Genomic DNA, 19,389 nt, shown 5'->3' with positions numbered 1-19,389 from the left:
GCGGTGCCGTTCGGCGCGTCGTTCGTGGTGCCGGACTCGGCCGGTGGCGGCGTCCGGGAGTCGGACGGCGGCGGCTCGCCGGTCGTCGGGGCGCTGTCCCCGGGATTGCTCGACGGTGGCTCGCCGGGGGTATCGTCCTCGCCCGTCGTCGGTCCGGAGCCGGGGGTGGACGGGGTGGCCGGCGGGGTCGACGGGGACGAGGGGGTCGTGTCGCCCGGCGACGGGCTCTGCCCGTCCGGTGGCTTCGTGGGGTGGTCCTTGCCGCCCGTGTCGCCCCGGTCCCGCTCGAACCAGCCGCCGTCGGCGTCGCGGACCACGAACTTCTCGATGTCCCGCGGAGCCGGGTCGACCACGACGGCTTTCGAGGGGGAGTAGCCCGGCCAGGGGGTGCCGGTGTAGCGGGGGTCGGACTGCTCGACCGGCTTGGTCAGCGGGTTGCCGCAGGCGCAGCGGACCCGGGGGACGCCGCGATCGTCGACGAGCACGGCCGTGCCCGCCTGGAGGACGGCCTGATAGTCCGTGGCGGCGCCGTCGCCGTATCCGTGGTTGGTGACCCTGGTGTCCAGCCGGAGTTGCAGCGGAGTCAGCGAGCGCAGGTACGAGGGGACCTCGGAGGGCTCGACGCCGGCCACCGGGGCGAACGCCTCGTTTTTCGCCGGCACCTCCCGGAGGTACCTGATCTGCTGCTCCACGTCGCAGCTGGAGACATTGCGGGTGCCGCCGTACAGGCCGGGTTCGCCACCGCGGACACCGCGCACCTCGGTGGCCGGAGAGGACTGGGACGCCGACCCGGTGGACGGGGTTTCGGTGGTGGGCGGGGCGGAGGTCGTGGGGGGCGCGGAGCCGTTCTCGGCCGTCGACTCGCTGAACGGGTCGGGGCCGGTCTCGTTCGCGGCCTGGAGGAAGACCTCGCCGCCGCCCGCCTCGGATCCGCGCTCGGTGCGGGTGAGCACCACGGCGAGGACCACGGCCACCGCCATGGCCGCGACGAGTATCCCGAGACCGGGTACGGACCTCCACCACGGCCGCCGGCCTCGCCCGGACGGCCCAGTGCCGCTGTCACCGTCTCCCCCGCCCGTTCCGCCCGGCGGTGGCGGCGGGGGCGGGCCCGGGGACGGAGGCGGGGAGGAGCCCGACAGAGGCCCGGAGGGGGGTCCGGTGGGCCGGCCCGAGGACGGCGGTTCGACGGTCACGGGTCCCTCTTCCCAGCGCGGCTTCAGGAGATGACCATCAGGCCAATGTCGACATAACGATTCTTCCGTTATGCGTTCATTGTGTGCCCCGTTGGTACACCCGCCGCAAGCCGGCGCGGACGGACCTCCCGGCAGGCGCCCTGTGCGGAGGCTGCTTAGCGTGCAGTGGTGAGTTCACGCACCCTCTCCGACCTGGCGGTCGCCCGCCACGGCTGGGCGCAGGCCCTCTTCACGGTGCTGGGCGGGCTGATCGCCATGGGCCTCGTGGCCGCGCTCGGACTGTGGGCGGCCGGTGCCGCGGATCTCCCGGACGGTTCGTTCCCCATGGTGCTCGCTGCGACCGTCGTCACGGCCGTCGGCGGGTCGGTGGACCTGACCGGCGACGCGGGCGACCTGGCCGGCGCGGAGGGTGGCCTGACCGTCATGCCGCTGTCCGTCACTCTCACCGGCGCCCTGTTCATCGGCTGGGGCTTTCTTCGCCCGTTGCGCCACCGGGCCGTCACCGGGGCGCCGGAGCTTGCCGGGTGGGCCGCGAGGATCGTCGCCCTGTGGCTGATCGCCCTGCTCTGCCTGGCATTCGCCGCCCGGCACACGTTCAAGATCTCCCTCGGGGAAGGCGCCCTGGGTGATCTCGGTCATCTGTTCGGGCTCTCCCCCGAGGTCGGCTTCGCCGCCGATGTGCCGCTGACCGTTCTCGTCGGCCTGCTCTGGCTGGCGGGTGTCCTGGTGCTGGCCCTGCTGGTGTCGCGCGGCGCCCCGCTGCCGGGCCGGCTGCTCCGGTTCCAGACGGCTGTACGGCCCGCGGCGCACGCGATGCTGCAACTGCTGCTCGCCTTCGTCGTCATCGGTGTCGTGATCGCGCTGGTCGTCGCGGCGACGCGGGGGCGCCCGGCGGAGACGTTCGCCGTGCTCCTGCTCGGCCTGCCCAACGTGACCTGGCTCGCTCTGACCATCGGGCTGGGCGCCACCTGGGACGGCAGGGTGGAAGGCCCCTTCGGACTGCCCGTGCCGCACGTCCTCGACGAGGTACTGCGCACCGAGGACGTCTCGGCGCTGAATCTGAGCACGCTCGCCGAGCACGACGGCAGGGTGTGGTGGCTGCTGGTGGCCGACGCGGTCCTGCTGCTGGCCGTGGCGTTCGTGATGGCGGCCCTGTCACCGGCCGGGGTCCGGGCCTGGCAGCACGCGGTGCACCTGGCGGTAGCGCTCGCACTGGCGGTCCTGACGATCTGTCTGGTCGGCCGGATCTCCGCCCGACTCGGCCTGTCCGTGCTCGGCATCGGTGACCTGGGCACGGGGCTCTCCGGTCAGGTCCTGCTGAAACCACGTCTGCCGGTCGCGCTGGGGCTGGCCCTCCTGTGGGGTCTGGTCGCCGGCTTGGCGGGCGCGCTGCTGGCCCGGGGGACGCGCCGCCGGGGCCGGTCGGACCGGCTGACGGGGACGGACGGGACCGGCTGACGGGGGCAGACGGCTGACGGGGACGGACGGGACCGGACGGGGACTCCCGAAGGGCCCTAGGTCCGCACCGGCCCGAACCCCGGTTCCGCCCAGGCCGGTGGGGGCTGCGGCGCGTCCCGCTCCGTCTCCTCCCCCGCGGGCACGGCTCCGCTCCGGTCCCCGACGGCGTTTCCGCTCCCGTCTCCATCCGTGCTCCCGTTCCGGCCTCCGCGCAGGTCCACGCGGGTGGCGGGGTGTCCCTCGGGGGCGGTCGTGGTGGCGCCCCCCGTGACGGCGGTGCGCAGCGCGGCGACGAAGTCCAGGCAGGACGCGTACCGGTCGTCGGGACTCTTCGCCAGTGCCTTGGCGAGGACGGCGTCGGTCTGCGGAGGGAGATCGGGGCGTTCGGCCGTCAGGGGCGGCGGGTCGTCGTACTGGTGGGCCCAGAGCAGGGCCATGTCGTCGTCCCGGCGGAAGGGCGGATGGCCGGCGAGGGTCTCGTGGACGACGCAGGCGAACCCGTAGACGTCGCAGCGGGCGTCGACCGGACGCCCGGAGATCTGTTCCGGGGCCACGTAGTCGAGGGTGCCGACGAACTGGCCGGCAGTGGTGAACCCGGTCAGGGACAGAGACTTCTTGGTCAGGCCGAAGTCGGTGAGGTAGACGTGCTCGGGGTGGTCGCTGTCGGTGCCGCGGGCGACCAGGATGTTGCCGGGCTTGACGTCCCGGTGGACCAGGCCGTGCTCGTGGGCGGCGTCGAGCGCCGAGGCCACCTGCGCGGCGATGCGCAGCGCGGTGCGGGACGGCAGGGGCCCCTCACGGTCGAGGAGGTGGCGCAGGTCGCTGCCTTCGACGTACCGCATGGCGATGTAGAGGATGCCGTCGGTCTCCCCGGCCTCGAAGACGGGGACGATGTGCGGATGGTCGATGGCGGCGGCGGTGCGGGACTCGTGGGTGAAGCGGCGGCGGAAGACGTCGTTGCGGGCGAGTTCCGGGGCGAGCAGTTTCAGGGCGACGGTGCGGTCCAGGCGCAGGTCCCGGGCGCGGTAGACGACGGCCATGCCGCCACGGCCGATCTCGCGCTCGATGCGGTAGCCGGCGACCTGCTGTCCCGTCAGTTCGGAGGGCCGGCCGGCGAACAGGCTGGTGTCGTGCGTCATCGGACGTCACGGTCCGAGGAAGGGCCCGAGGCGACGACGCGGGTGGGTTCGGCGGGTACGTCCCTGGTGGGTTCGCCAGGCACGGCCCGGGCGGGGGCGTGTCCGGGAGATGCGGAGGCGTCGGGGGCCTCGGAGATGTCGGGGGCGCGCGACGGGTCGACGGCGGGCGGGTCGTCGGCGGCGTAGGTGTGCAGCCGGGTGCCGTCGGTGTAGACCCAGCGGCCGTGTTCGGAGTCGTAGAGCCACAGGGACTCCCCGTCGACGACGAGGCCGACGCGCAGTCCCCGGGTGCGCGCATGGAAGCCCTCGCCGTCGAGGCGGCCGTCGGCCAGTGCCTCGACGGCCGCCCGGTAGCCGGCCAGGGCCTCCTCGGTCCGGGTCAGCAGCGGCTGGGGGTCGGCGGTGCGGGCCCGGGGCTCTTCGGAGGCGGGCGGGTCCTGGGGCACCGCGACCAGCAGGCGGCCGTCGACCCAGGCCGACCAGCCGTTGGAGCACAGCACCTGACCCCAGTCCCCGCGCCGCTCGACCAGCCGTACTGGCAGCAGCGGGTCTAGGCCGACGGTGGGCCCCGCGGGGTCGGGCGCCTCCCAGGCCGGCATGCCGTCGCCCGGCACGACGTGGGTGGGCCGGAATCCGGGCGTGGACGGGGTCGTCATGGGCCGGCTACCTCCGCATCACGGCGGGTTCGTGGCGGCGCAGCAGCCGCGACACGGCGAACGCGAACAGCGCCGACAGGACCAGCAGCATCGCCACATTGAGCAGCCACACTCCCGGGGAGTGCTGGAAGAGCGGGTCCGCTGTGGCCTCCCCCGGCGTGATCCCGGCCAGGTCGACGGTGCCGGCCATCGCGCCGAACGCCCAGCGCGAGGGCACCAGCCAGGACAGTTGTTCCAGGACGGGCACGCCGTCCAGTTTCAGCAGGGCACCGCAGAAGACGACCTGGACGATGGCCAGCAGCACCAGCAGCGGCATCGTCACCTCCTCCTTGCGCACCAGCGCGGAGACGAGCAGGCCGAGCATCATGGCGGTGAAGCCGAGCAGGGCCACGGCCACCGTGATCTCCACCAGGGGCGGCATCAACACGCCTTCACCGTCTGGTGCGTTGAGGTCGACCCCGAGCAGGGCGACCAGGGTGAGCACCACCGCCTGCAGCACGGTGACCGTGCCCAGCACGATGATCTTCGACATCAGGTACGCCGATCTGGACAGGCCGACGGCCCGTTCGCGCCGGTGGATCGGGCGTTCCTTGACGAGTTCCCGCACGGCGTTGGCGGCGCCCGTGAGGACGGCGCCGACGCACAGGATGAGCAGGGCGTTCATCGCGGTGCTCCGGGTCAGGGTGCCGCCGGCCAGGGCACGGGCCATCGCTCCCATCACGAAGGGCAGCGCGATCATGATGGCGAGGAACGTGCGGTCCGCGCTGAGCGCGGCGGTGTACCGGCGTACGAGGGTGCCGAGCTGCGCGGTGCGGCTGCGCGGCCGGGGCGGCGGGGCGACGGCGACCGGTCCGGCCGTCTGCTGCCGGGGCTGGGCGGCGGCGTCGGCGATGTACCTGCCGTGGAAGGGCGAGGCACGGTAGTCGCCCGCCCAGTCGCGGTCCCGGTCGCGCTCGAAGGCCTCGAAGGCCTCCGGCCACTGCTCGAATCCGAAGAACGCGAGGGCGTCCTCGGGCGGTCCGTAGTAGGCGACGCGCCCTTGGGGGGCGAGCATGAGGAGCCGGTCGCACACGTCCAGGCTGAGCACGCTGTGGGTGACGACGATGACGGTGCGGCCGTCGTCGGCCAGGGCGCGCAGCATGTGCATCACCGAGCGGTCCATCCCCGGATCCAGACCGGAGGTCGGCTCGTCGAGGAACAGCAGGGACGGCTTGGTGAGGAGTTCCAGGGCGACGCTGACGCGTTTGCGCTGACCGCCGGAGAGGCTGTGCACGGGCTGCTCCGCCCGCTCTTCCAGGCCGAGTTCGCGGATGACCTCGTCGACCCGGGCGCGGCGTTCGGCCTTGGCCGTGTCCTGCGGGAAGCGGAGTTCGGCGGCGTAGGACAGAGCGCTGCGGACGGTGAGCTGGGCGTGCAGGATGTCGTCCTGTGGGACGAGGCCGATGCGCTGGCGCAGTTCGGCGTAGTCGCGGTAGAGGTCGCGGCCGTCGTAGAGGACGGTGCCGTGGTCGGCGGGACGCTGTCCGGTGAGGGCGTTGAGGAGGGTGGACTTGCCCGCGCCGCTCGGGCCGACCACGGCGAGCAGGCATTTCTCCCCCACCGGGAACGACACCCGGTCGAGCAGGGTCCTGCGGCCGTGGTCGACGGCGACGGTGAGGTCCTGCACGTCGAGGGAGATCTCGCCGGTGTCGACGTACTCCTGGAGTTCGTCGCCGACGAGGCAGAGCGCGGAGTGGCCGATGCCGACGATGTCACCGGGGCCGACCGGGGCGCTGGTGACGGGCCTGCCGTTGAGGTAGGTGCCGTTGTGGCTGCCGAGGTCGGCGATCTCGTACGTCCCGTCGGACAGCGCCCTCAGTTCGGCGTGCCGGCGGGAGACCACGAGATCGTCGATGACGAGGTCGTTGTCGGCGGCGCGGCCGATACGGGCAGTGCGGGCGGGCAGCGGCCGTACGGTGCTGGGCCGCCGGTAGGTGCCGGTCAGGGCGGGGCTCGACACGGCGGAGGGGCGTTCGGGTGCGGGCGGTGGCGGCCGGTCGATCAGGACGGCACTCGGTCCGTCCTGAGGACTGCCGAAGCGGATGACGCTGCCGGGGCCCACGTCCCTCACGTGTACGCGGTGGCCGTCGGTGTAGGTGCCGTTGGTGCTGCGCTCGTCCTCGATGGTCCAGTGGCCGTCACCGGGGTGGAGCACCGCGTGGTGCCAGGAGACCCGGGCGTCGTCCATGACGATGTCGCTCAACGGGTCGCGTCCGACGTGGTAGTCGCGGACCGGGCTCATCAGGGTGGAGCCGCTGTCGGTCTCCACGAGGAGCTCCGGTGCGACCGGCCGCTCGACCATGCCTGGATTCTACCGATTAGCCCGTTCGAGTGCCTGACGTGGCGGGTGGGGCCGGGCGGGGGCGTGGATCAGGCGACGGGGACGCTCAGGACCGGGGCCGCGCGCTGCATCCGCAGGGCGTCCACGGACTCGGCCAGGAGCTCGTACTCGGTGGTGTCGTCGCCGGTGGCGAGGCGCACCATCTGTCCGGCGGCCAGGGACTCGGCCATTTCCTCCTGTCGGGCGACGTCGCCGCACCAGGCACGCAGCACGGCGGGCACGTCGGGCACCCCGTCGGCGACGGGGACGAGCGCACCCGGAGGTAAGTGCTCGGCCTCCGGCTGCGGGTCGAGGCGCTCGGCGATCCAGGAGGCACGGTCGCGCAGCCACCACAGGGCGAGGGCCAGGGTGGGAGCGCGGTACGTGCCGAGGGGTACACCGATGCGGCGGCCGTCGCAGACTCCGTACGCCGTGACGTGGCACAGGAACTCGTCGTGCACGATTCTCTCCCCCCGGTTGCGTTGCCCGTCGGCCGACCGGGCTCGCTCTCCGGTGGGTCGCGTGCTGTGCGTGAGGGCGCCATTGCGCGGGGTGAAGCGCTCTCGTTGTCGAGTATGTTCACCGCTGAATCACTGTCACCATGCCTTTCCGGCCACTCTCCTGGCATATTCGCCTCTCCTGTTGGCCAGAATGGTGTGTGCGCGGTACCCGGCACGGCAGGGAGCGACCTGGCACGGCGCCGGCCGCGCCGTCATGACGTCGACGACACGGCCGGAAAGGATCTGCCCGGGCGCCGGCCCTACTGCTTGACGACGGCGTCGATGCGGGCCAGTTCGTCCGCGTCGAAGTCGAGGTTGCGGGTGGCCGCGACACTGTCCTCCAGCTGCCGCGGGCTGCTCGCCCCGACCAGGGCCGAGGTCACGCGGCCGCCGCGCAGCACCCAGGCGAGCGCCATCTGCGCGAGGGTCTGGCCGCGGGACTCGGCGATCCCGTTCAGCGTGCGCAGCCGCTCCACCAGCTCACCGGTGACGGCGTCGGTGTTCAGGAACGGGCTGTCGCTCGCGGCCCGGGAGTCCTCGGGGATGCCGTCGAGGTAACGGGCGGTCAGCAGACCCTGCTCCAGCGGGGAGTAGGCGATGGAACCGACCCGGAGCTCGTCCAGGGCGTCCAGCAGACCCTCGTCCTCCGGGCGCCGGTCGAGCATCGAGTAGCGGGGCTGGTGGATCAGCAGCGGGGTGCCCAGCTCGCCCAGGATGCGGGCGGCCTCGCGGGTCTGCTCCGCGGAGTAGTTGGAGACACCGACGTAGAGCGCCTTGCCCTGCTGGACCGCCGAATGCAGGGCTCCCATCGTCTCCTCCAGCGGAGTGTCCGGGTCGAAGCGGTGCGAGTAGAAGACGTCGACGTAATCCAGGCCCATGCGGCCCAGGCTCCGGTCCAGCGAGGACAGCAGGGACTTGCGGGATCCCCATTCGCCGTACGGACCGGGCCACATCAGATAGCCGGCCTTGGTGGAGATCACCAGCTCGTCGCGGTACGGCGCGAAGTCCGCACGCAGGGCCTCACCGAGGGCGGACTCGGCGGCACCGGGGGGCGGGCCGTAGTTGTTGGCGAGGTCGAAGTGGGTGACACCGAGGTCGAAGGCGCGGCGCAGGATGGCGCGCTGGGTCTCGGCGGGGCGGTCGGGACCGAAGTTGTGCCACAGGCCGAGCGAGAGCGCGGGAAGCCTGAGCCCGCTGCGTCCGGTGCGCCGGTAGGGCAGGTCCGCGTAACGGTCGGGGTGCGGGGTGTACAACGCGACTCCAGGGGGTTGGTACACAGAGGGGGTGCACGGGTGTCCGGCTCCGTGGAACCAGAACCGGGTTCCACTCTGTCGTGGTCCGCGGGCAGCGGTCCAACAGAAGAATCCGATGGAATTCAGCGAATACGCTTCTCAATCATGGAACTGCGTCACCTTCAGCATTTTGTCGCCGTCGCCGAGGACCAGCACTTCACCCGCGCGGCGGAGCGGCTACTGGTCTCCCAGTCGGGTCTTTCGGCGTCGATCCGCTCCCTGGAGCGCGAGCTGCAGACGCCGTTGTTCGTACGGACGACCCGGAGGGTGACGCTCACGGAGGCCGGACGTGCGCTGCTGGTGGAGGCCGAGCGGATCCTGGCGCAGGTGCGGGCGGCGCACGAGGCGGTGGCCGCGGTACAGGGAGTGCTGCGCGGCACGCTCGCCCTGGGCGCCGAGCAGTGCATCGCCGGGGTGCATCCGGCGGAGCTGCTGGCCGATTTCCGGCGGCGCCATCCGGACGTGGAGATCCGGCTGCGGCAAGGGGGCTCGGCGGCACTGGCGGAGGAGGTCGCGGCGGGACGCCTCGACCTGGCCTTCGCCTACCGGACCCACACGGACCCCGACCAGTTGCGGTCGGTGGCCCTCACCAGCGAGCCGATGACCGTGCTCTGCCATCCCGATCACCGCCTGGCACGGGCCGGGGCGCCGCCGGCCCCGCACGATCTGGGCGGCGAGGTGTTCGTGGACTTCCATCCCGACTGGGGCCCGCGCCGCGTCACCGACACCGCGTTCGCCGCTGCCGGCGTACGGCGCACGGTGGCGCTGGAGGTGAACGACGTGCACAGTCTGCTGGACCTGGTCGACGAGAACCTCGGCATCGCCGTCGTCCCCCAGCATTTCCGGCACAAGCGCGCGGCGCTGACCGCGCTGCCGCTGAAGGACACCCGTGAGTCGGTGTACGAAAGTGTGGTGCTGGTCCCGCCCGAGGAGGCGACCAGCCCGGCGGCGCGGGCACTGATGGCTCTGCTGGACGGCGGGGAGGCGTAGCGACCGGCGCACGGAGAAGGAGGGCGCGTGCCCGCGCACGGTCGGCGGGGCACCCATGGGGGCAAACAGGGCGCGTACGACGGCGGGATGCGCGAGGGTGGTCCCATGCTTGCCAAGGATATCCTCATCGACGGCTACGGCAGGATCCGCGAAGAGGTCCACGCCGCCGTGACCGGGCTCGGCCCCGGTGCCCTGAACACTTCGCCGGCCCCGGGCGCCAACTCTGTCGCCTGGCTGGTCTGGCACCTCACCCGGGTCCAGGACGACCATGTCGCGGACGCCTTCGGGCTCGACCAGGTGTGGCTCGCCCAGGGCTTCGAGAAGCGGTTCGCGCTCGGCCTGCCCCGCCACGACACCGGGTACGGCCACACCCCGGAGCGGGTCGCCGAGGTACGGGTCGACTCGGGCGACCTCCTCACCGGCTACTACGACGCGGTGCACGAGCAGACCGTGGACGCCCTGCGCGCACTGGCCGCCAAGGATCTGGAGCGCATCGTGGACGAGCGCTGGGACCCGCCGGTGAGCCTGGGGGTGCGCCTGGTCAGCGTCCTGTCCGACGATCTCCAGCACGCCGGACAGGCCGCCTACGTACGGGGACTGCTTCAGCGCACGGAGTCGTAGCCGGGCAGGACCACGTCCCTGAGCAGGGCGTTGCGCTCGTCGAACGGGAGGAACGCACTCTTGACGGCGTTCACCGTGACGGTCCGCAGGTCCTCGACGGTCCAGCCGGCCTGCTCCACCAGCAGGGACATCTCACGGGTCATCGTGGTGCCGGACACCAGCCGGTTGTCCGTGTTGAGGGTGACCCGGAAGCCGAGGTCCTTCAGCGCGGTGATGGGGTGCGTGGCGATCGAACCGGCGGCCCCGGTCTGGAGGTTGGAGGTGGGGCACATCTCCAGCGCGATACGGCGGTCGCGGACCCAGCCCGCGAGCCGGCCGAGCTTGCCGTCGACGATGTCCTCGGTGATCCGCACGCCGTGACCGATGCGCTGGGCGCCGCACAGCTGGACGGCCTGGTGGATGCTGGGCAGGCCGTGGGCCTCGCCGGCGTGAACGGTGAACGGCACGCTCTCGCGGCGCAGGTGCTCGAAGGCGTCCAGGTGATCGGCGGCGGGGAAGCCGTCCTCGGCGCCGGCGATGTCGAAGCCCACGACGCCCGCGTCCCGGAACGCCACCACCAGGTCGGCGATCTCCCGCGTCCGGTCGAACATCCGCATGCCGCACAGCAACGTTCCGACCCGCACCGGCGTCCCCGCGGCGGCGGCCTTGGCCATACCGGCCGCGAGGCCCTCCTGCACGGCCTCGACCACCTCGGACGGGGTCAGTCCGCCCTTCGTCATCAGCTCGGGGGCGTAGCGGACCTCGCCGTAGACGACACCGTCGGCGGCGAGGTCCAGCACATACTCCTCGGCGGTGCGCAGCAGTCCCTCGCGGGTCTGCATGACGGCGAGGGTGTGCTCGAAGGTGGCTATGTAGCGCACCAGGTCACCGGAGTCGGCGGCCTCGACGTACCAGGCGGCGAGCTCGTCCGGGTCGGTGGTGGGCAGGGTGTGGCCGACCGTGTCCGCGAGCTCCACCACGGTGGCGGGGCGCAGTCCGCCGTCGAGGTGGTCGTGCAGCACGGCCTTGGGCAGCCGGCGGAGGGTGTCGGTGTCGGGGGTGATGCGGGGCGCGGTCATGGGCGGGCGTTCCTCAGCGGTTCGGTGTCGGTGTCGGAGGTGAGGGCGGAGCGGGGGCTGAATCGGTGGCGATGCCGGTGTGCGGGATCAGTCGGCGGGCTGGAGCAGGTCCCAGCGGTTGCCGTACAGGTCCTGGAAGACGGCGACCGAGCCGTACGGTTCGTGGCGCGGACTCTCCAGGAAGGTCACGCCCGCGGCCGCCATCCGGGCGTGGTCGCGTGCGAAGTCGTCGGTGTGCAGGAAGAAGCCGACGCGCCCGCCGGTCTGGTCACCGACACGGGCGCGCTGGCCGTCACCCTTGGCGCGGGCGAGCAGCAGGCCGGTGCCGGTGCTGCCCGTGTCCGGTGCGACGACGACCCAGCGGGAGCCGTCGGGCCGGGGGGTGTCCTCGGCGAGCCGGAAGCCGAGGGTCTCGGTGTAGAAGCGGATCGCCTCGTCGTAGTCGTCGACGACCAGGGTGACCAGGGCGACACGTCTCATCGGGACCTCTTCGGGGTGGGATCGATCGGCAGAGGTTATACGTAAAACGTACGGATGCGCCAGTTCTCCTCCCGGCAGTGCCCAGGCCCTGGGCCCGAAGACCTACGACGCCGGCCCGAGGCGTCCGGGTGGATCGCTCGGCTACTGTCCGCACATGAAGATCATCAAGCCACCGCAGCGGAGTCGGGAGCAGCGCAGAAACGATGTCCTGGACCGTCTGGAGCGGGAGAAGGACATCTGGGTGGCCTCGGCGGACGCCGAGGGGCTGCCCTGCCTGGTACCGCTGTGGTTCGCGTGGGACGGCGAAGCCGTCTGGCTGGCGACCCGGCCGGCCAACCCCACCGGCCGCAATCTGCGGGAGGGCGGCCGAACCCGGCTGGCGTTCGGCGACACGCGGGACGTCGTCCTGATCGACGGCGTGGTGGAGACGTACGACGCACGGGAGGTGCCGCCGGTGGCGGCGGAGGCGTTCCGGGAGAAGACCGGATGGGATCCGCGCGCGGACCGGGCCGGCTACGCGTTCTTCCGGGTGCGCCCCCGGGCCGTGCAGGCCTGGTGCGAGGAACACGAACTGCCGAAGCGGCATCTCATGCGGGACGGAATCTGGCTGCTGTAGGGCGCCTTGCGGCGCCGGACCCGCATCGGCCCTCCTCGCTCCGCACCGGGTTACGGATATGTGTAGGTGTTGAGGGCGTCGACGGCCTCCGCCGGGTTGCCGAGGTCGTAGCGGTCCACGGCGAGGAAGTTGGGCTTCTTGCGGGCGGCGGGCTGGCAGAACCTGCGGGCGCGGTCGGCGAGCTTGCTGTTGTCCGTGCCGGCCGTGTCGGCGACCGGGGCGTCCCGGAAGTGGTTCATGACGAAGAGCGGACGGAACCCCGGCTCGGTACGGGTGAGCGGGATGTTGGTGCCGGCGTCGTACCAGCGGCTGTGGCAGGACCAGTCGGAGGCGCCGACGCCCGAGCCCATGGACCAGTGGTTCTCGACGGTCCACTCGCGCTGGTACATGACGCCGAAGCTGTCCCGGGTCAGTCCGGCGGACTGATCGGCGGAGCGGCTGTGGTCACTGAAAATCAGCAGTCGCTGCCCGGTGGCGGTCATGTCCGCCAGCGTCGGCCACCCCTTCTCCCGTACGCCGGTGCGGTCCGGCCGGTGGAGCACGTCCGACAGGCCGTTGACGCGGGCGAGTTCGGCGCGCAGCACGCCGGGGTCGACGTAGTCCTCCAGGAATACGGTGACGACCTGGTCGGGGCGGGCCTTGAGGAAGTCGACCATGCGCTGGAGGTCGACCCAGAGCGCGACGGGCCTGCTGACCAGGGTGCAGCTGTTGTGGCAGAGGATCGCGCCGTCCGGGGCCTGGTGGATGTCCAGCATGAATCCGCGCACCCCGTCGGCGAGTTGGCGTTCGATGCCTCGCGTCTGGTTGGGGAAGAAGTTGACGAAGGGCGGGGCGAAGCCGCCGTCGACTCCGTTGGCGTAGGCGTTGTGCGAGGTGAGGAAGGTGACCTGGTCCAGGGTGCGGCTGTCCTGGGGCGGCATGGGCCGGGTGACGGGAGAGACCGGGGTGAGATACCAGTGGGCGAGGTCCGAGGATCCTGCGGAGACGGCGAGTTGGGCGGGGTGGTTGGCGCCGGAGGGTCTGGGGGCGACCGCGAGGCGCCGGTCGGTGCCGGGGGCGGCGAGCGTGTACCGGTCGGCGCCGGCGGGAGCGATGTCCCAGGCCGCGTCGGCGCTCGCACAAGGGACAGTCCTGGCCTGGTCGCCGGCGCGGCCCAGGCAGGTGCCCGGGGTGTCCGTGTTCTCCAGGAGGTGCGAGGAGCCGCTCGCCCTCAGGTTCCACTGCTGGTGGTCCTCGTTGCCGCGAGGCCGGTGCTGCTCGACGGCCCCGGCGCCGGCGGCCGCGTTGAGACCGGTGGCGGCGCTCTGCACATAGAAGGTGCCGGGCGCCGGTACCGCGTCGGCCCCCGCGGCGGGGGTGGGCGTCACGACCGCCGCGACCAGCGCGGTCGTCGTGACGGTCGCGGCGAGCAGGGCGTGGGGGGTGCGCATGGCGGGTGCCCTTCAGTCCGAAGGATGGCCGCGTGCCGCCCACGTACGCGGAGGGAACGTGGGCGGCACGCGGCCGGGTCACAAATGGTCAGGGGCATGACACCATGCCCGGACGTCCTGTGTCAGCAGTACAGGTTGCCGCCGGGTGACGTCCCGAGGATCTGGGTGAACTGCTGGTACTTGGTCACCCTGCTCTGCACCTGTGCGGGATTGCGGCCGTCGCACTCCAGGGAGCCGTTGATGCTGCGGATCGCCTGCCCGAAGCCGGCCTGGTTGACCATGGCGTTGTGCGGGGTCATGGAACCGGGGCCGGTCTGGGTGTTCCAGTACCACAGGGCCGTCTTCCAGGCCACGGAGGAGTCGTTCTGCACCAGCCAGGGGTTGCCCAGCAGGTCGAGGCCCAACGCGTCGCCCGCAGCCTTGTAGTTGAAGTTCCAGCTCAGCTGGATCGGCCCGCGCCCGTAGTAGGCGGCCTGGCCGGCCGGGCAGCCGTAGGGCCGGCTCCAGTCGCAGTAGTGCGGGTAGTTGGCGGTGTTCTGCTCCACGACGTGTACCAGGCCGCCGGTCTCGTGACTGGCGTTGGCGAGGAAGGCCGCGGCCTCCTGCTTCTTCACCGTGTCGCTGCCTGTCTTCGCGAAGCCGGGATAGGCGCTGAGGGCGGCGGTGAGCCCGCTGTACGTGTAGAAGGGGTTCCTGTTCGGGAACATCTGGTTGAACTGCGCCTCGGTCACGACGAAGTTACCGACCGGGGTTCCGGGGCCGCCGTCACAGGAGTACGGCTCCCAGTACCAGGTACTGATGATCGGGTCGTAGCCCGGATTGCCGTGCTCGGCGATGTACGCCCGGCCGTCGGTGTAGCGGACGATGTCACCGGCGTTGTACCACTGCCCGGCGACCCAGTTCGGGTAGCTGGAACACGCGGCGGCGGCCGAGGCGGCGGTGGCGGTCGCGGCGGGGAGGAGCACCGGTGCGCCGGCGGCGATGACGGCGGCGGCCAGGACACTGGAAATGCGGCGTCTCGACAAGGGATCAACTCCTATGCGGGACACGGCCGCTCCCGAGCGAGGGCATGCCGGAGCGGAGTCTCGCCGCACGCGCCGGCGGGGCCGGCCACGGGGTGGGGCGGCCGTGGTGGGGGGTGTCACCCTCACTCAACCGCATTGGTCTGTACCAGTCAAGCGTGTGGACCGGCCGACCCTCGAGGCCCCGTCCCGGATGCCAATTGCCCACTGGAGAAAGGCCGGTTGACCGTCCCGAAAGAGCCCGCCGTGCCCCCTTCCGCCACGTCCTCCTCTAGCGCGCGAACGGCACCTGGGCGGGGACTGCGGGCTCCACGGCCTCCTGGAAGGGGGGTCGCCACAGCCCCTGTGCCGCGAGGCGGGGCAGGACGCCCTCGCCGAACCAGTACGCCTCTTCCAGGTGCGGATAGCCGGAGAGGACGAACTCCTCGATGCCCAGGGCGTGGTACTCCCTGATCCGCTCGACGACCTCGTCGTGGCTGCCGACCAGGGCGGTGCCCGCTCCTCCGCGCACCAGCCCGATACCCGCCCAGAGGTTGGGGTGGATCTCCAGCCCGCCCTGGCTGCCACCGTGCAGGGTGAGCATGCGCCGCTGCCCCTCGGACTCGCTCCGGGCGAGTCCGGCCTGTACGGAGCGCACGGTCTCCTGATCGAATCCGTCGAGCAGCCGGAACGCCTCGGACCAGGCCTGTTCGGCAGTGTCTCGGGTGATGACGTGCAGCCGGATGCCGAACCGCAGGGTGCGGCCCTCGCGGGCGGCGGCCGACCGAACCCGTTCGATCTTCTCGGCGACCTGCGCGGGCGGCTCGCCCCAGGTGAGATAGACGTCGACGTGCCGGGCGGCCGCCTCCACAGCGGCGGGCGAGGAACCGCCGAAATACACCTCGGGCACCGGGTCGGGCACCCGGGCCAGGGAAGCGTCCTGCACACTCAGGTGCTCCCCGTCCAGGGTGACGGTCTCACCACCCCACAAGTCCCTTACGATCCGCAGGAATTCGCCGGTTCGGCGGTAGCGGGCGTCCTTGTCGAGGAAGTCGCCGTAGGCGCGCTGCTCATGGCTCTCACCGCCGGTGACGACGTTGAGCAGGAGCCGTCCACCGGTCTGCCGCTGGAAGGTGGACGCCATCTGCGCGGCGAGCGTGGGCGAGACGAACCCGGGCCGGAAGGCGACCAGGAACTTCAGCCGTTCGGTGTGCTGGCTGACCATGGCGGTGGTCAGCCAGGCGTCCTCGCACCATGCGCCGGTGGGGGTCAGGGCACCCACGAAGCCGAGCTGCTCCGCGGCACGGGCGATCTGGCTCAGATAGGCGACGGTCGGCGGCCGGTCCCGGCCCGAGGCGGACGCCGGGGTGCCGTGGCCGCCGCCGACGACATGGCGGCTGTCGCCGTTGGTGGGCAGGAACCAGTGGAAGGTGAGGGACACGAGGGGTCTCCGATCAAGTGCGTTCGTCAGAGCAGGCCGTGGCGGGGCGGTGGGGTCCCGCTCAGCACGTACCGGCCTATGTGCTGGATCTTCCAGCGCACCGGGTCGTGCAGGGTGTGGGTGCGAGCGTCGCGCCAGTGCCGGTGCAGATTCAGGGAATTGAGGGCCGCGCGGGTGCCGGCGACCTCGAAGAGCGCGCCGGCCACCTCGACCGCGGTGTCGGCGGCGTGCGCCTTCGCGGCGGCCACCGCGATGGACGCCTCGGCGGCCGAGGCATCGGTGAGACCGGCGCGGGCGGTGTCCACGGCACGGGCGGCCTCCCGCAGCAGCGCCTCCGACGCCCTTACACCGATGGCGAGTTCACCGAACCGCTGGACGAGCAGGGGATCGTCTGCCGCGGCGTCGAAGCCGCTCTCGAACCAGGGGCGGCTCTTCGTCCGGACGAACTCGGCGGCCTCCGCCAGCGCTCCCCCGGCGATCCCCGTGTCGATCGCGGCGTGCAGCAACTGGGCTGCAGCTCCGTGCAGTTGTGGGCCCCGGAAGGTGAGATGGTGCGGGAAGATCCGGTCGGCGGCCACCGGGACACCGTCCAGGCGCACGGTGCCGCTGGCCGTGGTCCGCTGCCCCATGCCGTCCCAGTCGTCGATCACGGTGAGGCCGGGGGCGTCCCGCGGGACGAAGGCGACGTGCAGGTTGTCGTCCTCGGCGCGGGCCAGGACGGGGATCCAGTCGGCGTAGAGGGCCCCGGTGGCGTAGTGCTTGACGCCCTTGAGGACGTACGACCCGTCCGGCCGGGGCTCCAGGCGGGTGCGGATGTCCTGGACGTGGCGGGTGCCCGCCTCGGACTGGGCGTTGCCGAACTGGCGGCCCGCGAGTAGTTCTTCGAAGAAGAACGCCCTTTGCACGTCGGTTCCCTGACGGGCGATCACATTGACGTAGACGAAATGGCTCTGTGGGATCTGGGAGAGGCTGGCGTCGGCCGCGGCCAGCAGCCGGAAGATCTCGGCCAGGGTCTCCTGGCTCACGTCCGCCCCGCCGTACTCGGCCGGGACGGTGACGGCGAGCAGACCGGACGAGGCGAGCCGGTCCACCTCCGCACGCGGCAGCCTGCGTTCGGCATCACGCGCGGAGGCCTCCGCGCGGAACTCCTCGGCCAGGGCGGCGGCGACGGCGAGCGCTTCCGCGTCGCCGGCGATGACGTGCGCGGCGCCCCCGGTCAACTCGCGACCGCCAGCGTCGCCGGCGCGGTGGGGCGCAGGGCCGCCGAGAACTGGTCGACCACCTGGGCGAGGGCCTCGGCGGCGCCCTGGGCGACGGCCAGCGAGCCGTCGTCGTGCACGGTGATGTCCTTGTCGAGGGTGAACCAGCCCTGCACGATGTGGGCCGCACCCATGGAGTTCAGGACCGGGCGCAGGGCGTAGTCGATGGCCAGGACGTGGGCGGTGGTACCGCCGGTGGCCAGCGGCAGCACCGTCTTGCCGGTCAGCGCGTACTGCGGCAGCAGGTCGAGGAGCGCCTTGAGGACACCGGAGTACGACGCCTTGTAGACGGGAGTGCCGACGACCACGCCGTCGGCACGGGCGAACAGTTCGGCGGCCTCCACGACGGCCGGGTGGCGGAAGTCCGCGCCGAGCAGCGCCTCGGCAGGGAGGGTGCGCACGTCGAGCGGGATCACCTCGTGACCCTGCGCGGTCAGCCGCTGGTCCAGGTGGCGCAGCAGCCTGTTGGTACGGGAGGCGGCGGAGGGACTGCCGGAGACGGACAGGACGGTGGCCATGGGTCCTCTTTCGGAAGACTCGGGATTCGGAAGGCTCAGGACTCACGCAGGCTCCGTGAGGTTTTCGGGAGACCCGAAGACCCGGAGGCCAGGAGGTGCGGGGCGCCCGCGACCGGCGGACGCCCCGGGGCGTCAGGAGTACCAGGTGGGTTCGGGCAGTTCGCCCTCGAGGACCCAGCGTCCGACCTCCCGGCGCTTGTAGGCGACCGGGTCGTGCAGCGTGTGGGTGCGGATGTTGCGCCAGAACCGGTCGAGTCCCTCGGCCGTGGTGGTGGAGCGGGCGCCGGTCACCTCGAAGACGCGGCTCGCGATCTCCAGGGCGGCATCGGTGGCGCGGGCCTTGACCGCGGCCACCCGCACCTCGAAGTCGCCGCGCGCCTGCTCGGTGACCGCGTCGGGGTCGTCGTGCAGCTTCTGTCCCTCGGCGGCGACGGCGTCGGCCAGGGCCTCGACCGCCCACAGCTTCGCGGTGAGGTCGCCGTAGGTGTCGACGACGTACGGCTCGTCGACCGCGCGGTCGTGGCCGCCGTGCAGCCAGGACCGGGTCCTGGTACGGGTGTAGGTGGCCGCCGTCTCCAGCGCGCCGGCCGCGATGCCGAGGTAGAAGCTGACGAAGACCAGCTGGATGGTGGGGACGTTGAGGGTGTTGTAGACGCGCGGCCGGAACTCCTTGCCGACGTATCCGGCCGCGGACGACCAGGGGGTGCGGACCCCGTCGATGGTGACACTGCCGCTCTCGGTGAGCCGCTGGCCGATGTTGTCCCAGTCGTCGTGGAAGGTCAGTCCCGCGCTGTCCGAGGGCACGATCGCGAAGACGTGCTGGTCGGTCCCCTCCAGGACACCCTCCAGAACGGTGACGTCGGAGATCCTGCTGCCGGTGGAGAAGGACTTGCGGCCGGTGAAGACCAGGTCGTCGCCGTCCTCGGTGACCACGACATTCCGGTCGCGCGGGTTGACGGCGCCGCCGAAGAACCAGCGGTTTCGAGCGGCCTCCGCCTCCACGTGCTCCCACTGCTCACGGGTGCCGACCAACCGGGCCGCCCAGTTCCACAGGTAGTGGTAGCCGAGGAGCTGACCGAGGGAACCGTCGGCCTTGGCGATCTCCCGGATCACCCGGTAGGCGGTGATCCAGTTCTGGCCTCCGCCGCCGTGCTCGACGGGACCGAGCAGGGTGACGAGGCCGGAGTCCTTCAGCAGCCGCACCTCCTCGTGCGGAGCGGCGCCCGCACGGTCGCGGGCGGCGGCATCCGTGGCGAGGACGGCGGCGACGGCCGCGGCACGGGCGATCCAGTCCTCGGCGGTGCGCGGAGCGGGGCGGACGTGCCAGTCGGTGGGTGTGGCGGTGCTCATCGGTTCGGCCTTTCTCATGGGCGTGTTG

The 19,389-nt window shown here is 71.9% G+C and carries 17 protein-coding genes and 1 pseudogene; 4 read left to right on the top strand and 14 right to left on the bottom strand.

All coding sequences use genetic code 11. The annotated features are described in order from the left end of the window. Positions 1-8: 8 nt before the first annotated feature. Positions 9-1,193: pseudogene (locus ACFPZI_RS21245) on the bottom strand (DUF6777 domain-containing protein); the annotation flags it as partial. Between the two features lie 168 nt (positions 1,194-1,361). Here ACFPZI_RS21245 and ACFPZI_RS21240 point away from each other — a divergent pair. Then, complete coding sequence (locus tag ACFPZI_RS21240) at positions 1,362-2,651, top strand: streptophobe family protein (RefSeq protein WP_381365201.1); 1,290 nt, start codon at positions 1,362-1,364, stop codon at positions 2,649-2,651. A gap of 56 nt (positions 2,652-2,707) precedes the next feature. On the opposite strand, the gene ACFPZI_RS21235 is transcribed toward ACFPZI_RS21240, so the two are convergent. The 5 genes from ACFPZI_RS21235 to mgrA all read right to left on the bottom strand — a co-directional run bounded on the left by ACFPZI_RS21235 (position 2,708) and on the right by mgrA (position 8,558). Continuing rightward, positions 2,708-3,790: a serine/threonine-protein kinase gene (locus tag ACFPZI_RS21235; RefSeq protein WP_381365199.1), complete on the bottom strand. Its 1,083-nt coding sequence runs from the start codon at positions 3,788-3,790 to the stop codon at positions 2,708-2,710. Next, positions 3,787-4,446 (bottom strand): hypothetical protein, encoded by a 660-nt coding sequence (locus ACFPZI_RS21230; protein ID WP_381365197.1) that lies wholly within the window; start codon positions 4,444-4,446, stop codon positions 3,787-3,789. Before ACFPZI_RS21230 ends, ACFPZI_RS21235 begins: the two co-directional genes overlap by 4 nt. Before the next feature lie 7 nt (positions 4,447-4,453). Then, on the bottom strand, positions 4,454-6,787 hold the full coding sequence (locus ACFPZI_RS21225) for an ABC transporter ATP-binding protein/permease (protein ID WP_381365195.1): 2,334 nt from the start codon (positions 6,785-6,787) through the stop codon (positions 4,454-4,456). 68 nt (positions 6,788-6,855) lie between these two features. Continuing rightward, complete coding sequence (locus tag ACFPZI_RS21220; protein WP_381365193.1) at positions 6,856-7,266, bottom strand: hypothetical protein; 411 nt, start codon at positions 7,264-7,266, stop codon at positions 6,856-6,858. Between the two features lie 299 nt (positions 7,267-7,565). Further along, positions 7,566-8,558, bottom strand: coding sequence for an L-glyceraldehyde 3-phosphate reductase (gene mgrA, locus ACFPZI_RS21215; protein WP_381365191.1), 993 nt, complete (start codon positions 8,556-8,558; stop codon positions 7,566-7,568). Between the two features lie 144 nt (positions 8,559-8,702). On the opposite strand from mgrA, the gene ACFPZI_RS21210 reads away from it, so the two are divergent. After that, on the top strand, positions 8,703-9,587 hold the full coding sequence (locus tag ACFPZI_RS21210; protein WP_381365188.1) for a LysR family transcriptional regulator: 885 nt from the start codon (positions 8,703-8,705) through the stop codon (positions 9,585-9,587). Positions 9,588-9,692: 105 nt separating this feature from the next. Continuing rightward, on the top strand, positions 9,693-10,208 hold the full coding sequence (locus tag ACFPZI_RS21205; RefSeq protein ID WP_381365185.1) for a mycothiol transferase: 516 nt from the start codon (positions 9,693-9,695) through the stop codon (positions 10,206-10,208). On the opposite strand, the gene ACFPZI_RS21200 is transcribed toward ACFPZI_RS21205, so the two are convergent. Both ACFPZI_RS21200 and ACFPZI_RS21195 read right to left on the bottom strand, forming a co-directional pair. Then, the gene (locus ACFPZI_RS21200) at positions 10,190-11,266 is read right to left on the bottom strand and encodes an adenosine deaminase (protein ID WP_381365183.1); all 1,077 of its coding nucleotides are present in this window, start codon (positions 11,264-11,266) and stop codon (positions 10,190-10,192) included. The genes ACFPZI_RS21205 and ACFPZI_RS21200 overlap by 19 nt on opposite strands. 87 nt (positions 11,267-11,353) lie before the next feature. Beyond that, entirely contained in the window at positions 11,354-11,746 is a 393-nt protein-coding gene (locus tag ACFPZI_RS21195; RefSeq protein WP_381365180.1) for a VOC family protein, read from the bottom strand. A 154-nt stretch (positions 11,747-11,900) separates the two neighbouring features. Between ACFPZI_RS21195 and ACFPZI_RS21190 the strand changes: the two genes are divergently transcribed. Beyond that, positions 11,901-12,362, top strand: coding sequence for a pyridoxamine 5'-phosphate oxidase family protein (locus tag ACFPZI_RS21190; RefSeq protein ID WP_381365178.1), 462 nt, complete (start codon positions 11,901-11,903; stop codon positions 12,360-12,362). 50 nt (positions 12,363-12,412) lie between these two features. Here ACFPZI_RS21190 and ACFPZI_RS21185 read toward each other — a convergent pair whose 3' ends face one another. From ACFPZI_RS21185 to ACFPZI_RS21160, 6 genes are all read right to left on the bottom strand, one after another. Then, positions 12,413-13,792 carry a PI-PLC domain-containing protein gene (locus ACFPZI_RS21185; protein WP_381365175.1) on the bottom strand — a complete coding sequence of 460 codons (1,380 nt, stop codon included), beginning with the start codon at positions 13,790-13,792 and terminating at the stop codon, positions 12,413-12,415. A 122-nt stretch (positions 13,793-13,914) separates the two neighbouring features. Next, complete coding sequence (locus ACFPZI_RS21180) at positions 13,915-14,817, bottom strand: glycoside hydrolase family 19 protein (RefSeq protein ID WP_381365172.1); 903 nt, start codon at positions 14,815-14,817, stop codon at positions 13,915-13,917. Positions 14,818-15,085: 268 nt separating this feature from the next. Continuing rightward, positions 15,086-16,234, bottom strand: a complete 1,149-nt coding sequence (locus ACFPZI_RS21175) for an LLM class flavin-dependent oxidoreductase (protein ID WP_381365170.1) — start codon at positions 16,232-16,234, stop codon at positions 15,086-15,088. Positions 16,235-16,260: 26 nt separating this feature from the next. Beyond that, entirely contained in the window at positions 16,261-17,454 is a 1,194-nt protein-coding gene (locus tag ACFPZI_RS21170; RefSeq protein ID WP_381365168.1) for an SfnB family sulfur acquisition oxidoreductase, read from the bottom strand. Beyond that, entirely contained in the window at positions 17,451-18,011 is a 561-nt protein-coding gene (gene ssuE / locus ACFPZI_RS21165; RefSeq protein WP_381365165.1) for an NADPH-dependent FMN reductase, read from the bottom strand. Before ssuE ends, ACFPZI_RS21170 begins: the two co-directional genes overlap by 4 nt. Positions 18,012-18,143: 132 nt before the next feature. Continuing rightward, the gene (locus tag ACFPZI_RS21160) at positions 18,144-19,361 is read right to left on the bottom strand and encodes an acyl-CoA dehydrogenase family protein (RefSeq protein WP_381365333.1); all 1,218 of its coding nucleotides are present in this window, start codon (positions 19,359-19,361) and stop codon (positions 18,144-18,146) included. Between the last annotated feature and the right edge of the window lie 28 nt (positions 19,362-19,389).

The sequence above is a fragment of the Streptomyces chlorus genome (genome assembly GCF_042655885.1).
Classification (GTDB): Bacteria; Actinomycetota; Actinomycetes; order Streptomycetales; family Streptomycetaceae; genus Streptomyces; species Streptomyces chlorus.
This window is presented reverse-complemented; position numbering and strand designations above follow the sequence as displayed.

What these genes read in the sequence shown, in the direction of transcription:
- ACFPZI_RS21235 (WP_381365199.1), bottom strand. Translation starts at nt 3,790, where the DNA reads ATGACGCACGACACCAGCCTGTTCGCCGGCCGGCCCTCCGAACTGACG.
- ACFPZI_RS21230 (WP_381365197.1), bottom strand. Translation starts at nt 4,446, where the DNA reads ATGACGACCCCGTCCACGCCCGGATTCCGGCCCACCCACGTCGTGCCG.
- ACFPZI_RS21225 (WP_381365195.1), bottom strand. Translation starts at nt 6,787, where the DNA reads ATGGTCGAGCGGCCGGTCGCACCGGAGCTCCTCGTGGAGACCGACAGC.
- ACFPZI_RS21210 (WP_381365188.1), top strand. Translation starts at nt 8,703, where the DNA reads ATGGAACTGCGTCACCTTCAGCATTTTGTCGCCGTCGCCGAGGACCAG.
- ACFPZI_RS21205 (WP_381365185.1), top strand. Translation starts at nt 9,693, where the DNA reads ATGCTTGCCAAGGATATCCTCATCGACGGCTACGGCAGGATCCGCGAA.
- ACFPZI_RS21200 (WP_381365183.1), bottom strand. Translation starts at nt 11,266, where the DNA reads ATGACCGCGCCCCGCATCACCCCCGACACCGACACCCTCCGCCGGCTG.
- ACFPZI_RS21195 (WP_381365180.1), bottom strand. Translation starts at nt 11,746, where the DNA reads ATGAGACGTGTCGCCCTGGTCACCCTGGTCGTCGACGACTACGACGAG.
- ACFPZI_RS21190 (WP_381365178.1), top strand. Translation starts at nt 11,901, where the DNA reads ATGAAGATCATCAAGCCACCGCAGCGGAGTCGGGAGCAGCGCAGAAAC.
- ACFPZI_RS21185 (WP_381365175.1), bottom strand. Translation starts at nt 13,792, where the DNA reads ATGCGCACCCCCCACGCCCTGCTCGCCGCGACCGTCACGACGACCGCG.
- ssuE (WP_381365165.1), bottom strand. Translation starts at nt 18,011, where the DNA reads ATGGCCACCGTCCTGTCCGTCTCCGGCAGTCCCTCCGCCGCCTCCCGT.
- ACFPZI_RS21160 (WP_381365333.1), bottom strand. Translation starts at nt 19,361, where the DNA reads ATGAGCACCGCCACACCCACCGACTGGCACGTCCGCCCCGCTCCGCGC.